The organism is Thermobifida halotolerans, from assembly GCF_003574835.2.
Lineage (GTDB): Bacteria > Actinomycetota > Actinomycetes > Streptosporangiales > Streptosporangiaceae > Thermobifida > Thermobifida halotolerans.
On the sequence record NZ_CP063196.1, the window covers coordinates 3,920,592 to 3,934,919 of the forward strand.

The 14,328-nt window shown below is 68.9% G+C and carries 11 protein-coding genes; 2 read left to right on the top strand and 9 right to left on the bottom strand.

The annotated features are described in order from the left end of the window. Positions 1 to 162: 162 nt before the first annotated feature. The 9 genes from NI17_RS17540 to NI17_RS17580 all read right to left on the bottom strand — a co-directional run bounded on the left by NI17_RS17540 (position 163) and on the right by NI17_RS17580 (position 10,822). The gene (locus NI17_RS17540; protein WP_170163064.1) at positions 163 to 411 is read right to left on the bottom strand and encodes a transposase family protein; all 249 of its coding nucleotides are present in this window, start codon (positions 409 to 411) and stop codon (positions 163 to 165) included. Between the two features lie 353 nt (positions 412 to 764). Continuing rightward, the gene (locus NI17_RS17545; RefSeq protein WP_170163063.1) at positions 765 to 968 is read right to left on the bottom strand and encodes a hypothetical protein; all 204 of its coding nucleotides are present in this window, start codon (positions 966 to 968) and stop codon (positions 765 to 767) included. 536 nt (positions 969 to 1,504) lie between these two features. Next, on the bottom strand, positions 1,505 to 2,455 hold the full coding sequence (locus NI17_RS17550; RefSeq protein ID WP_068688052.1) for a hypothetical protein: 951 nt from the start codon (positions 2,453 to 2,455) through the stop codon (positions 1,505 to 1,507). After that, complete coding sequence (locus NI17_RS17555; protein WP_147416938.1) at positions 2,448 to 3,065, bottom strand: hypothetical protein; 618 nt, start codon at positions 3,063 to 3,065, stop codon at positions 2,448 to 2,450. Before NI17_RS17555 ends, NI17_RS17550 begins: the two co-directional genes overlap by 8 nt. Further along, positions 3,062 to 6,157: a hypothetical protein gene (locus NI17_RS17560; protein WP_068688050.1), complete on the bottom strand. Its 3,096-nt coding sequence runs from the start codon at positions 6,155 to 6,157 to the stop codon at positions 3,062 to 3,064. The genes NI17_RS17555 and NI17_RS17560 overlap by 4 nt, the downstream gene beginning before the upstream one ends. 435 nt (positions 6,158 to 6,592) lie before the next feature. After that, positions 6,593 to 8,755, bottom strand: a complete 2,163-nt coding sequence (locus NI17_RS17565) for an ATP-binding protein (protein WP_119267953.1) — start codon at positions 8,753 to 8,755, stop codon at positions 6,593 to 6,595. A 34-nt stretch (positions 8,756 to 8,789) separates the two neighbouring features. After that, the gene (locus NI17_RS17570; protein ID WP_068688049.1) at positions 8,790 to 9,365 is read right to left on the bottom strand and encodes a DUF6879 family protein; all 576 of its coding nucleotides are present in this window, start codon (positions 9,363 to 9,365) and stop codon (positions 8,790 to 8,792) included. Positions 9,366 to 9,383: 18 nt separating this feature from the next. Continuing rightward, positions 9,384 to 9,599, bottom strand: a complete 216-nt coding sequence (locus NI17_RS17575; RefSeq protein ID WP_068688048.1) for a hypothetical protein — start codon at positions 9,597 to 9,599, stop codon at positions 9,384 to 9,386. A 737-nt stretch (positions 9,600 to 10,336) separates the two neighbouring features. Then, positions 10,337 to 10,822: an antitoxin YezG family protein gene (locus tag NI17_RS17580; RefSeq protein WP_068688047.1), complete on the bottom strand. Its 486-nt coding sequence runs from the start codon at positions 10,820 to 10,822 to the stop codon at positions 10,337 to 10,339. 1,441 nt (positions 10,823 to 12,263) lie between these two features. Between NI17_RS17580 and NI17_RS17585 the strand changes: the two genes are divergently transcribed. Both NI17_RS17585 and NI17_RS17590 read left to right on the top strand, forming a co-directional pair. Beyond that, positions 12,264 to 12,560, top strand: a complete 297-nt coding sequence (locus NI17_RS17585; protein WP_068688046.1) for a hypothetical protein — start codon at positions 12,264 to 12,266, stop codon at positions 12,558 to 12,560. 22 nt (positions 12,561 to 12,582) lie between these two features. Continuing rightward, positions 12,583 to 14,304, top strand: a complete 1,722-nt coding sequence (locus NI17_RS17590) for a hypothetical protein (protein ID WP_243597538.1) — start codon at positions 12,583 to 12,585, stop codon at positions 14,302 to 14,304. Positions 14,305 to 14,328: the final 24 nt, after the last annotated feature.

Below are 14,328 nucleotides of genomic sequence, written 5' to 3' on the forward strand. Positions count from 1 at the left end.
TGTTTTCACCTTTCTCCGGGTGCCCCTGGATCCAACCCTGAGGGTTTCTCCTGCTTCCTATTCGGGCAAAAGAGACCCCCAGCATTCCCAAATTCACCTCTACGTCCAGCAGGACCAGACGCGGAGGATCTGGCATTCCGTTGCCCCCGCACTGAGGTTTTCTCAATGAATTGAGTGTTCGTAGCGGTGGAGGACCGGGGCGACCTGGACGATGCGGCCGACCGCGGAGGGTCTGAGGCTGATGCGACGCAGGGCTGTGTAGCGTCCGACCAGCACGGCCATGGCGCGTTCGCCCACCGCGCGCACGGCCCGGAGCAACCGGTTGTAGGCCCGGTTGTCGGCGTGCATGCGCGCATACGACACCTCCCGGGAGGCCCGGATCGGGGTGTGGACGCCTGGCTTCGGCGCCATCGAAGCCGCCGTCGGCCAACACGACCAGGCCCTCGTGTGCGGCCGCATACCGCAGCAGCGGCAGGGCGTGGGTGCGTGCGGCGGTGAGGCCGAACCGTGGACCCCGGCACGGCCTCGGAGACCCACAGTGGATGGCCGGCGGCGTCGGCGAGGAACCGCACGCCCGCACCGTGGTGGTGTTGGTGCGCCGAGTACCACACGTCCGTGCCGCGCTCACTCTGCTGGACGCAGCGGGTGGCGGCAACGATCTTGCCGTCCAAGACGGCCAGGAACTTTCCCTGCTCGCGGAGTTCGTCCAGCACTTGGCGCAACTGCGGGGCTTGGCCGGCCAGGACGTCGATGCCTTCGTGCACCTACTGGTAGGCGGTGGCCAGGCTGACGACGTGGTCGCGGGCCAGGGCGGTGATGCGGCTGCCGTCGCGGAAGTGGCGCAGCACCAGGAGTGCCTGGCGAAACGGAGTCAGTGCCCGGGAACGGCGGGGAGTGCCGAGGGCGCGGCGGTGGGCGGCCAGCAGGCGGGCCAGGTAGTCGACCACGGAGCGGAAAACGTCGAGCATGGCAGAACAGGGAACCACCGTGAAGCCTCTGGTGCAGTAGACGCGGTCTTGTGGTGAGAACCGTCCTGCCAGGGGCTTCACGCCTGTCAGAAGCCAGGGTCCCCCTCACCATCCCGTCCTCACCTCACCGCCCAGCCCATTTCATTGAGAAAACCTCACTGTCCTTCGGCGTCGAACCACACACCGGGGCCGACCAAGTCAACCCAGGCGACCTCAGCCTCGGGATATCCCGTGGGACGGCTCTCCAGGACGTATCCGACCATGCGAGGGTCGTCGAGTGGGAAGTCGTCCACAACCAGAGAGGTAGTGATGCCGATACCTCTACCGCGAATCCCCAGAAGCACTTGATGGCGTGCAGATTAAGCAGGTCATGCTTGGCGAGTGTCTCCGCCGTGCGGGCCGCAGCCCCAACCCGGATTCAAGCCCGGGGCGACAACATCGTCCAGGTCGAAGGCCCAGGAACCGTTCGGCTTGGGAGAACGCATCAAAAACGCCAAGGCGACCTTCAGATCCTTTATGCGCTTTGCAGGTCCTGGTCAACGCTGGACCGCGGTCTGCCACCACCAGTGGTGCGCCGGCATTCCCACCGGCACGGCGGCAGTGGAGGCAGGTGCTTCGGGGAGCAGTTCACGCAGCCGTTGGTCGATCTCGTCGAGCTCGGTCATGTCGACCAGGGAGAACGCGGCGCTGCCGAGGAAGTTCTCGAACACCGCCTCCAAGGCCGAGCGGTACAGGCACGCTCCGAACCAGTCCCGGTCGAAGGCCGCATCGGCGTAGTTGCGAGTCTGGTACAGGTAGCCGCCGAGGTCGCCGCGCCGCCGGGCGATCTGCCCGGCCGCCGCTATCCGCTGCTCGTCTTCCAGTGCCGACGGGGCGGTGCCGAGTGTGCTCGCCAGCAGCATCAGCATCGCCCGGTCAAACGGCACCGTGTCGTCGCGCAGGTCAGCCACCGCCTGATCGAAGTACTGCCCTTCGGGGCCGGTGAACACGTACACCGCGCTGGCGGTGGTGGTGGGCCAACCGAAGGAGTCCAACCAGACCACGCCGTCGGATTCCGCGCGCACCCGTGCCTCCAGCGTCACGGTGACACCCGTGGCCTCTTCAACGGTGCGGAAGAAGAGGAGGTGACGGTCGCCGTCGGGGGACTTCTGGTGGGCGGCGACGTGGCCGTCGCGCAGCGTGCGGGAGGCGGCCCGGTGGTAGGCCGCGATCGCCGATCCGGGGCCGCGTTCGGCCACCGGAAGTTCACGCAGCCGCTTCTTGGCCAGGGTGGCCGTCTGGACCGGGGAGTCGAATCCGAGCCGATCGGCCCGCTCACGTACTACGGCGACCAACTCTGGAACATCCCCTGCGGGGTCGGCGCGCACCTCGGCGTGGCCCAACGCACTCATCTCGGCCAGGTCCGCCATCAACTGCTGCCGGATCCGGCCGGGATCGGCCGCCAGGCGCGTTGCGGCAATCTCGTCCGCGGAAGGCTGCTCAGTCATCCCTACGTGACTCCTTGCTCTCCAGGTCGTCTATGGCATCGTAGAGTTCGTAGTTGATTCTTCGGTCCCGCTCTTCCGGGCTCATGTCCTTTCTCATCGGGGCCCGCCACCACCAGTGCGACTCCGGCACCCAGTCTGGGATCTTCTCTTCCGGGACGGGAGGCGCGTCCCAGGAAACCAGTCTGATGGTTTCATCAATCTCTTCGATATGTTCTTCGAACAGCTCACGGATCGCTGCACTACCAGGATGGTTCCAGTCCACACACACGTCGTGGAGGATCTGCGCCGAAGACCGCATCCAGCACGCGGGCTCAAAACCGTTGAGGTCACCGCGCTGGGCATAGCACAGACAGTCGAAGAGATAAACATCCATCTCCGCGAGGTTGCGTTCACGACTCATGAGCTCCGTGAACCTCACTCGGAAGTCCTGCAGTTCGGCTGGGGCATGGCCATCCCGCTGAAGGAGGTGGCTCAATTCAACCACCTGACCCATTAACCCCCTCATCTCAAAGACACTAACCCGCCCCGAAGAGGATTTTTTTTCAAGATAGATCAGAATACTTCTTTGAATCTCCGCCACCAAATCTTTCGAAGAACCTTCTTCTTTCATCTCGAAATTCCTCCGTATGTTGCCATGATCACAGATCCGTCCCACCCCACAAAGATCAAGGCTCGGAGATGACTTACTTTTTCCCGGGTGCCATCGTGCCAGGTCTCTGTGCGAGTGAACTCAAGCTTTATCCGCCCATCCTCTTGGGTTTCCATCAGAGACAACTCTCCTTCTCTGATGGTCCTTTCCGCACTGCCCAGGTAGTAGCGAACGCGGTTGCCAACCATTTCTTGCGGCGGAATCTCATGATGGTGCTTCAGGGCGTGGTAGGCGGCTGAAAACTCATGCCCCATGCCGATTTTCCCCGCATTCTCTCGTATAGCTTGCTCGAGCCCGTCTGCGGGGAGGTCAGGATCGATAGCTGTTGTTTCTCCCCGAACTTCTCTTATAACCTCCAAGTCTGACCTTAGACTTGATTCCACATCGCTTGCAACTACATTCTCCGCAGCAAACTGAACTTTCGATTTCTGCGACTTCTGAAACCGTTCCGCAAGTCCAACATCTTCGCCGATCAGCCTCCGATTCTCTTCAAAATTTGCAATGTAGTACTCGTAGAGATAGGAAAACTCCTTGGGGCCTGAAGCGAGATCGAAGGCGAACCTTGTCGCTTCTGGATGCAGAATATTGAAGGCCTTCTTGTTAATTCCTCCGAGTACAATGTCTCCGTTTGGCGTATCCTTCAACCTCATCGCACCGAAGAGTCTTTGCCAGGGGTGGCTGTCACGGGGATAACTTCCTCGGAGTTGAGCGATCTCCTCGTCTGTCAGTCCCCCTTCCCTCAGCTTCTCCTCAAGGCCGTCTGCCCTCCTGAGAAGCTTCTCCTGCTCAGGAGTCAGGGGCTCCTCACCAGCAGGTCCGTCTCCCTCAGGAGAACCCTCTCCGGTGTTCTGACCGCCACCCTGGTCTCCGGACTCCTCATGCTCATTGCGGAGGTCCGGACCGTCTGAGTCAGCATCGTGCTGACCGTCTCGGTCAGTGTGGCTGTCGTCGCCGTTTCCGTTGTCCGCACGGCTGTCCCAAGGCTCCCGATGTCCCAGATCAGGTACATCGTTGCCCCCAGAACCGCTGTGGCCGTTCCCGGAAGGCCTGTTGTCATTACCGTTGAAGCCACCGCTGCCGTCCCTGCCACCGGCGGAACCACCGTCACCGCCTCCGGAAAGGTTGACTCCGGAACCTCTGTCCCCGCCTCCCGAGCCAGGCAGGTCGGCGGGCCCCCCTGAACCGTCGCCCATGCCTCCACTGGGACGGGTGTTGGGTGTGTCGTGGTGGGCGTTGGCGGTGACCAGGTCGCGTTCGGAGACGTCGGCGTCGGCCTGGGTGTCACGGCCGGTGTCGATGAGGGTGATGAGGTCTTCGGGAGTGTCGACGTAGGAGTCGAGCATGTTCAGGGTCCACTCCATCTGGCCCGTGGTGGCCAGACGCTCCGAGGACTCGGAGGCGTGGATGTCCGCGTCGCTGTCCGCGGTGCGGTCGGCGGGACCACCGGACGCGGAGGCTTCCTCACCTGCTCCGGAACGGTCCGTGTCCGGGGCGGTGGAGGCAGGGGCGTCTGCCTCGGGAGTTCCGTCCGCGTCAGCGGAGGTGTCCCCGGCGGGGTGGGAGGACTGTTCGCCGTCGCTGTGGGGGGCGTCCTCTGCTGGGCTGGACGGGGACGCATCGGTGTCGGTGGAAGGGCTGGGAGCGGGGTCGGTGTTGCCGGGGGGCGGGGTGTGGGGTGTGGAGTCGGCGGGAGGCGGGGCGGGATTGCCGCCGGGTGAGTGGCCGTTTCCGCTGGGTGGGTGGCCGAAGTTCTCGGCGTTGGCCAGGGCGTCGTTGAGGGCGTCGGTGTGGGAGGAGGGAATCGACAGGGAGTCGTCGAGGGCGTCGCCCAGGTCGGTGGTGATGTCTCCGGGAGTGCGGCCGTCGGGCAGGTTGAAGCCGTCGGGCAGGTTGGGGCGGTCGGTGACGGACGCGTCCAGACCAGGAGTGGACGAGGAGGACATGTCGGGCACGGCGTCGCTGAATCTGCCGAGCTTGCTCAGCAGGCTGGCGCCGCGCCAGGCGGCCAGGGGCACGCCCACCACCGCGCCGTAGCCGGTGACGCTCAGCGCGGTGCCTCCGGCCACCGCGGCGGCGTCCAGCGCGATGCTGCCCAGGTTGAGGGCGGTGGTGGTGACCACGTAGCCGGGGCGGTCGCCCCACTCGGTCCAGGGCACCACGGAGTGGACGACCCCGCTCCAGGTGGAGGCCATGTTGGTCCTCCACTCCTCCACGGAGCCCACCACGTTCTCGCCGTTGTACAGGCCCAGCAGATAGGCCGGGGTGGTCAGGGTCTGGCCCCAGTGGTCTTTGAGGTTGGCCCTCCACTCGCTCCACGAGTCCGCGCCCCAGCCGCGTTCGTCGTGGTAGAAACCGAACTGGGCCGCGAGGTCCTGGGCCTCGCCCACCACGAAGTCGCCGATGGCCGCGCCCACGTCCACCCACCAGGGCGCGTCGTGCTCCTGGGGGGTGGCCCATTCGGTGGCCATGCCTTCGGGGGCTTCGGCCAGGCCGTAGACCATCTCGCCGTCGTCGGGCACGGTGGAGCCGTCGAGTTCGGCGGCGACGAAGCGGGTGCCGCCCTCGACCAGGGCGGTGATGGCGTTGGCGCACTCGCGCTCGGCCGCCTGGTAGTCGGTCTGCACCGCGGCCAGGTCGTTGTTGAGGACGCGGTGGGCCTCGACCCGGTCCTCGTCGTCGTTCCACTCCTCGCCCAGCTCGGCGATCTCGGCGGCCATGGTCTCGGCGTCGGATTTCAGGCTCTTCCATTTGGCGAGCAGGGGGCGGATCTCCTCGGCGAAGTCGATGAGCGCCTGGCCGACCGTGGTGATCCTGTCGTCCATGTCGTCGCCGTCGTCGGCCACCGGATCGACCGCGGCCAGCAACTCCTCCGACTCGGGGGCGATGTAGTGGCCCTCCAGGCCGGCCCAGGAGGCTTTGATGTCGTGGCCGGCCTGGGAGATGTCGCCCGCGTCGCCTTTGAGGGCCTTGCCCGCGGCCTCGATCGCGTCCGGGTCCGCGGCCGGAATCACGATCTTGCCGGGATCCAGCACCACGTCTTCTTCGTCGCTCACCCGTCGGCCTCCGCGCCCTTGGTCCGTCAGCCAAGCGACACAACCCTAGAGAAACCCGGAGAACAGCGGAGAGCACTCAAGAAACCGCGGAAACGGATCCGGGCAGATCACATCGGGAAAGGCCGGCAAACGAGCCAGAAGAATGGCCGAAACCGGCCACCCGCGCACGGCGAGCACGGAACCGCGGCCACCACCGACGCCAGAACCCGACCACAGCACCAACTTCGACATGTTCGGACCGTCTTCCACGAGACAGCGGGAACCCGTGCCACGACCGGTACCGGCGAACACCGCGATTACACCGTCCGCGAGGGCCTGCCGGACGAGTGGGTGCGGCGGTGGCGCGAGGAGATCGTTCCCCTACGGCTGGAACTCGGCTCCACCGAGAAGGCCACGGTCACCCAGGGGCACTGACCCCTATCCGATCCCCCGGCCTTACCGTTCCCCCGAACCACCGGAACGAGGGGGTGAACCATCGATGTCAAGGTCCCTGATGCGCTCTGCGAGGTCGGCGGCCTGCTCGCTGCCGATCTCGGCAAGCAGCGCCACGGCGGTCCCCAGGTGTTCCCGGGCTTCTTCGGTCCGTCCCAGCGCGGCACATGCCTCCCCCATGCCGATGAGCGCCCGCAACTCGTTGCGTTTGTTGCCGAAGGAACGGAACGTGGCCAACGCCTCGCGGTACCGGTCCAGGGCCTCGGACCACCGGCCCAGGTCGGCCAGGGCGCGTCCCAGCGCGCAGCGCCCCCACGCGAGGCTCCACCCGTCGTCGATGGCGCGGAACAACTCCAGCGCCCGCTCGCAACTGCCGACGGCCTGCTCCGGAACCCCGCGTTCGCGCTGACAGTCCCCCAGGGTCAGCAGGGCCATGCCCGCGCCCCGCCACTCCTCCCCGCTCTCGAAGACTGCCAGCGCCCGCTCGGCGACCCCGCTCGCCTCCTCGTACTGTCCCCGGTCATGCAGCAGGACCGCGGTCTGACGCAGCGCGAACCCCTCCACCCACCGGTCCGCACAGCGCGCCGCGCCCTCCGCGGCGGCCCGGTAGCACTCGAACGCCTCGTCGGTGCGTTTCAGCAGCCAGTTGGCGTCCCCCAGCCCGAGCCGGTTGCAGGCCAGCCCGTGCTCGTCACCGATCCGCTCGGCGGCCTCCACCCCCAGCAGGTGGAGGTCGCGCCACTGCGACCAGTAGCCGCGCATCTCGAAGAACCCGTACATGACGGCGGGCAGCCGCCACGCCAGGTCGTCGGCGCCGTTCTCCCCCGCGACACGGACCGCCGCGACCAGGTTCTCCCGTTCCGTCTCGAACCAGTCCATCGCCTCGTCCACCCCGCCGAACACCACGGGACCGACCGGCAGGTCGGCCTCGGGCAGCGCGACCCTGTGGAAGGCGGGCAGGACCACGCGGTGCCCGTTGGCGACGCTGCGCAGATACCAGAGCAGCACCCGGCGCAGCGCCCGTTCGCGCTCGTCCGACTCCTCGTCCCGCTCGGCCCGCTCCGCCGCGTACAACCGCAGCAGGTCGTGCAGCCGGTAGCGGTCGCGGCCGACCTCGGTGACAAGGTGGACGCGGGCCAGCCGCTCCAGCAGCCGCCGCGTCCTCGGCACGGTCGTCCCCGCCAGCACCGCGCAGGCGTGCACCCCCGCTTCCGCACCGGGATGCAGGCCCAACCGCCGGAACAACCGGGCCGCCTCGGCGTCGAGTCCGTTGTAGGAGGCCGTGAAGACGGCCCGCACGTCGCTCAATTCGTCGTCCTCGGTGCGTAGTGCGTCCAAGCGTTCCCTCTCATCGTCCAGTTCGGCGACGAACTCGGCGAGCGGCACATCCGGGCGGGCGGTGACGCGTTCGGCGACGATCCGCAGGGCCAGCGGAAGGAACACGCAGTGCCGCACCAGCCGCCGCGCCGCCTCGTGCTCGGCGTCGACCCGTTCGACGCCCACGATCCGCCGCAGCAGCACCAGCGACTCCTCCGGGGTGAGCGCGTCGAGCACCAGCCGCCGCGCCCCCTCCCGCGCGGTCAGCCCGGGAAGGCTGTTCCGGCTGGTCACGATCACCAGACAGTGCGGTGAGGCGGGCAGCAGCGGACGGACCTGGTCGGCGCTGGCCGCGTTGTCGATGAGCACCAGCATCCGCCTGCCGTCCAGCAGCGACCGGTACATCGCGGCGCGGCCGTCGAGGTCCGCCGGTATCCGGTCGGGGGCCACGTCCAGGCAGCGCAGCAGGGTCTCCAGCGCCTGCGCGGCCTCGAGCCTGGGGCCGGGACCGTACCCGCGCAGATCCACGTACAGGTCGCCATCACGGTACCGGGACCGCTCCCGGTGCGCCCAGTACACGGCGAGCGCGGTCTTGCCGACCCCGGGAGCCCCGGCGATGGTGGACACGGTCACCGACCGGACCGGCTCGGACGGGTCGTCGGTCTCCCGGGCGAGCGCGTCCAGCGCGGCGAGCTGGGCCTGGCGGTTGACAAAACCGCGCATGGCGAGCGGCAGTTGGCGGGGCACGGGAAGACCGGGGCGCCCGGGAACGCCGACGCGGACGTCGCCGTGGACCACCCCGGCCTGGACGACCGCTCCGGCGTCGCCCGTCATCTCGTTGTTGGTCATCAGCCTGTCGGGGCGGGGGAGTGGGGGTGCGCGGTCAGGAGTCGGCCCGTGCCGGCCGCATGAGGTCGTCGAACCCGGCCGCGTACTCGGCGAACGGCACGGACAGGTGGACGGCCTGGTCGCGCCAGACGTTGGCCTGGACGACCTGCTCGGGGTCGTCGACGAGTTCGGCGGACACGAACGTCCCGTCGTCGGCGTAGTCCATGCGCACCAGGACCGAGGAGTCGAACAGCCAGTAGTCGAAGCGCGGCAGTCCAGCGGGCCACCGCCCCTCCGGTACGGCGGCGATCCGCACGTCCTCCCCTGCCGGAACGGTGTGGCGGTAGGCCCACGCGCACTCGAAGCGCACGTAGTCGGAGAGCGGCTCGGTCACCACGTGGACCCGGTGGAACCGTTTGCCTGCGCGGACCCCTCGGGCGACCCGGTCGGCCCAGCGGGCGATACCGGGGAACTCGCCTCTCGCCTCACCCGCCTGGAACCGGGCGAACTCCGCCATCTCGTATGGCACGCCGTACACCTGGAGTGCTTCCAGCCGGTAGGCGGTGTAGTGGAAATCGTCGAACAGCCGTTGGAAATCCGGGTCGCTCAGCGACGTGAAAACCGTGCCCACCGTGGTTTTCCCCGCCGCTCACCGGTTGGCCTGGTACCGCTGGAGCGCCCCGATCAGCACTTCGGGGCTGATGCGGACGGCGGTCTCCCCGGGCAGCGGGTTCTCCAGTTTGGCGAGGTCCTCCGGGGCGAGCTGCGTGCCCTGGACGACGAGTTCCCCGGTGTCGGCGAGGTAGACGCTGGGGCAGCCCTCCGCGCCCGATCCCCCGTCCTTGTAGAGCATCGTCAGTTCCATCCGGCCTCTCCTCGGCAGGGGACAGTTGTCGCTGTGAGGCCATTCCCGGAAATGGTCCCGGATAATCTCCGACCATGGTTTTGGCGCCAATAGGCCTGAAAACTTCGGAAGCGGACCATTCCTGTCAGGGGCACGCGGGTGCGGAGGGGGATAATGGCGGGTCGAGCAGGTCACGTACTGGCTGCCGGAGTATCCGTTCTGGCCGGGGCTGGAGTTGCGGTGGTCACCAACGTGGCGACCAACCAACCGTCGTGGTCCTGGGGGCGGGTCTGGTGGTGGTGTTATGGGCGGGCATCGAGATGTGGCGGGCCTGGGGTCAGGACACCCAGAAGAACGTCCGCGCCGGCGGCCCCGGATCCGTCGCCGTGGGCGGGGACGCGGAGGACGTGGAGACGGACGTGGCCGGGGAAGAGTCCCCCTGACCGCAACGCCGGCGGGCCGGATTCCGCAACCGTTGTCCGCCCACGGCCGTCCTCGGATACCGGTTGCAACCCCGAACGGCGCCCCTGCCGCGGACGGGTCGAGGGCCGCGCCCGGTGGTCCGCGTGCTCTGCCGCTCACCGGACAGGTCGGTCGCATCCGGCCCGGTGCCGTCCGAAGACCAGGAGTCCCGGTTCCGTACCGTCCGGGGTGGCGAACTCGGACCGGGGGAGGACCGTGTGAAGCCCGGAACTCGCTTTGCGGCAGGTCGGGACCACCCGGTCGCTCCTGGGCGACCAGACACCTCGGCGTGCGGCTCAGTCGCCGTCCGCAGGCGGCGTTCCCACCTGTCCCTCAGCCTCGGCGCGAAGCCTCTCGCGCAGCCAGTCGGGAATGTGCTCCTCGTCGCGCGGGAAGTACTTCAGGTCCTGGGTGTACCCCTGGGGGGTGGGGAAGGTGATCCCGGGATCCTGGTCGTAGTTGAAGTGGACGTTGTAGTTCCCGGGACGGGTGATCACGTACTCCATCGAGAACCAGGTCCCCTTGCCCTCCAGGTACATTCCGGCCCGGAGTTCCTTGACCATCGGGATGATTCTCACGGGAGCGAACTCCCTCTGGCGTGCTCCATCCGGGAACTCGACGACAACCTGGTCCGAACCGTGCCCAGCGACCATCTTCATGGTGTAGACAATCCTCGTCCACTCCTCTGGAGCCTCTCCGACCACCAGGGTGCCGATATCACCGAGGATCTTCTGCCGCTCAGGAGGGCCGAGGTGCCCCCTCTGGAATTGCTGGTGCATCATCAGGTTCCTCCCTAGCACCGGAGTCTACGGAAAGAAGAAGACACCGGCGTTTCTCTTCGACTCATCCGAGATCAATCGTGTTGTTTTCCCGGCCACCACCGATGATCTCGATATGGGAGGGCCGTTCTCCGCGTTTTCGGCCCGCTGGCGTGAGGATCACCGTCGCGGTTGTCCACAGGCCGCCGACAGGACTCGGAGCCGGTCCCGCGCTGCCGCATTCTCTGGCCCATGGCACACCCCGGAAAGGTTCCCCCGTCCTGCCGTCCGGGCCGCTTGGGGCGGCGACGCCCGCCGGGCCGGAATGATCACCAGGGACCGGTTGCGCAACCGGCGGTGGCGGCGGGTCCTCCCCGACGTCTACGTGCACGCGGCCCCCGACGAACCGGGACTGCGAATGCGCGGTCCAACTGGCCGCCCGCCCGGGGCATTCCACAGAACTCTCCAGAAGCGGGACACCACCGGCTGCCAGTGGCCGGTCGAGGCGCCCCCGGCGCCGAGTCCGGACACGGCCCCACCCACCCGCACCCTCCACGGCAATCCCGCACCACAGAGCCCCCCAGGGATGACCGGTGTTCTCTCGACCGATCCACCCGCAGGGCGCGCCCGGACTCGGCGCCAGGGCGCCTCGACCAGCCGCCGCCAACCCGTGGAAGCCCACCCCGAACGGCTGGTGCGGAATACCCCGCCCTCCTCCGGCCCTCCGAAAAGAACCCGCACCCACCGCAAACCCCAACACTCAGACCTCAGTCTGATGTGAAGACCATCGTTCCGGTTGTCCACAGATCGCGGGTGGACCGCCGAATCAGGCCGGGTTGATCACCAAGGGGCAGCTGCGCAACCGGCAGTGGCCGCGGCCCGGACGGGCCGGTCCCGTCCGGGCCGCCGTTGGCCGGAAGCGGCCACTCCTCCGGTCGCACGGCCACCGGTGTTTGGGAGTGCTCCCAGAGATCTACCACCGCCAGCGGCTCGGGAACCCGCGTCGGGAATTCGGTTGCAAGTTTTTGATCTTGTGTCCTCCCTGGACGTCATTTTTCGGTACATCACACGCTAGGGTTTGGGTAGGCCCGGCGCGTGTCTCCCACGTCCTTCCCGGCACCCCGGAGGGCGTCGCCGCCGTGTGTCTTCTCATCGCCTGAGCACTCCGGACCCCGCCGTCAACCACCATCCCCGGCGGGTGATCGGGCAAGCCGCACCGATCGCGTCCGAGTCGCGCGTCCGCCCTCCGCCGCGCCCGCTCCGGCGACCCGGACGAACCTTCCGGCGGACCGGAAACGGGACCGAAACCCACTCCGGTTCTGCCCGTGTTGTGTCCGTCCACCCGTCCGCCGGACCGGCCGCGCACCGGTCCCGGTGGGCATCCGACGGCCCCCCGTCGGGGAGGGCGCCCGCCACCAGCCGTCTCCAGCACGCCCGTCCCTACGGCGTCCCCCGTCGAAGGCATGTGACCGTGTACCACCTCATCCCCTCCGAATCGCTGCGGCTCGCCCGCGAGGAGTTCCCCCACTACGAGATCTGCGTGCTCCACGACGACGCCGGAATCCCGGAGGTGACGGCCGTCCTCAAACCCCCCTACCAGGGGATCGGACTGGCCGTTCTGGTGTGCGCCGCCACCGTCTCCGAACTGGTCCACACACTCCGCACCGCGCCCAAGGCGCGCCTGCCCCGCCGCGACCCCGACCGCCGCTACTGGCCGCTGCCCCGCCAGCGCGACCACCACAACCACGCCGAACAGCACTGAACCCACGGCCCGGAGGTGCTCTGTGACCACCGGCTACTCGGCTTCCGTTCCCGTCCCGCTGCTGGGTCCCCTGGTAGCGGCGGGGATGTGGTCCCCGGAGCGGGCGCTGCGCGCGGCCCGTGCCCGTTCCGACAACGGGGCCCGCGCCCACGCGCTGACCGCACTGGCCCCGCACCTCGACGGCGAGCACCGCCGCCGCGCCCTGCACCACGCCGTCGATGCCGCGCTGGCCGTCGAGGACGAGGATGAGCGCGCCGAGGCACTGGCCGCACTCGCCCCGCACCTTGAGGCCGACCAGCACGCCCGGGTCCTCGCCGCGGCCCGCTCCCACCACGACCCCGCGCACCGCGCCTGGCTGCTGGCCGCGCTGCTTCCCCGCCTGGACGGCGACCGGCGCGCCCGGGCCGGGGCCGACGCTCTGGAATCGGCTCTGTCCCTCACCGACGCCTGGCGGCGCGCCTGGACGCTGGCCCGGCTCCTCCCCCACCTCGACGGTGACCGGCGTCGCCGCGCCGCCGCCACCGCACTCGACTCCATCGACAGCGTCGGCAATCTGAACCGCATCGCGGCGCTGACCGCGCTCGCCCCGCACCTCGACGCCGACCAGCGCCGCCGGGCGCTCGCCCAGGCGGTGGCGGACGCCCGCGCCGTCACCGGGGACGGGGACCGCGCCCGGGCGCTGGTCGATCTCGCCCCACACCTGGACGAAGCAGCGCTCCTTGAGGCGATGCGGCTCGTGTGGACCATTGACGACGCGGAGTTCCGCGCCTGGGCGCTGGCCGCGCTGCTTCCCCGGCTCGACGCCGAGTCGCGCCGCCGTGTCCTCACCCGCGCCGTCCGCCCCCTTGAGTGCTGCGACGGAACCGGACCGCGCCGCGACCGCCGCACCACGCACGCCGCGATCTGCGACCACTACCTGGCGTACTTCGGCGGGCTCGACCGCGGCCTGCCGCGTCTGGCCGCGGATCCGGGACTCGGCGGCGTCCACGGCGGCTACCCGCTGCGGCATCTGGCGTTCCACCTGGAACAGGCGGGCCGGGGCGCCGACCTGGACCGGCTGCTGACCGTGTACCTGCCGGGGTCGCCCACGGGGGAGGGGGTGTGGGTCGCCGCCCACGACCACCACGGTTGCCTGTGCCACTACCGCGACGCCCTGGACCGGGCCCTGCGCCGCGCCGAACGGGAGACCGACGCGGCGGCCGAGCGGGGTTTCCTGGCGCCCAGCCTCGGCCGGGAGGTGCGCTACACCACCGCGCGAAAGCGGCTGCCCGCCGCCGACAACCTCGTCCCCGCCCCGCCGCCGGGACTGTGGACGGCGGCGGCCGCGTGGCATCCGGAGTGGGTGCGGCCCGCCGCCCGCCCCGACCACGACCGGCTCGCCCGCGCCCTCGACCGGGTGTTCGCCGCCGAGCCGCCGGATACCGAGCGCCTGGCCGAACTGGCGCCCCGCCTGGACGGCGAACTGCTCGCCCGCGCCGTGTCCCGGGCGGTCGCCATCGGCCGCGACACCGAGGGGGCCGGTTCCGAACTCCTGGCGGAACTGGCCCCCACCCCGGACAGCGGCTTCCTCGTGACCGCCCTGGAGCTCGCCCAGGCCGTTGACGACCTGGGCGGCCTCGTCCGGGACTGGGGCAGGGTCCGGGCGCTGATCGTGCTCGCCCCGTATCTGGACCGGCCGGTCGGCCCCCTGGACGGCGACGTGGTGCGCCTGGTCCGGCTGGTGCGGGAGCACCTGGAGCGGTGACCGGTGGGCGACGTGCGTCCGGCC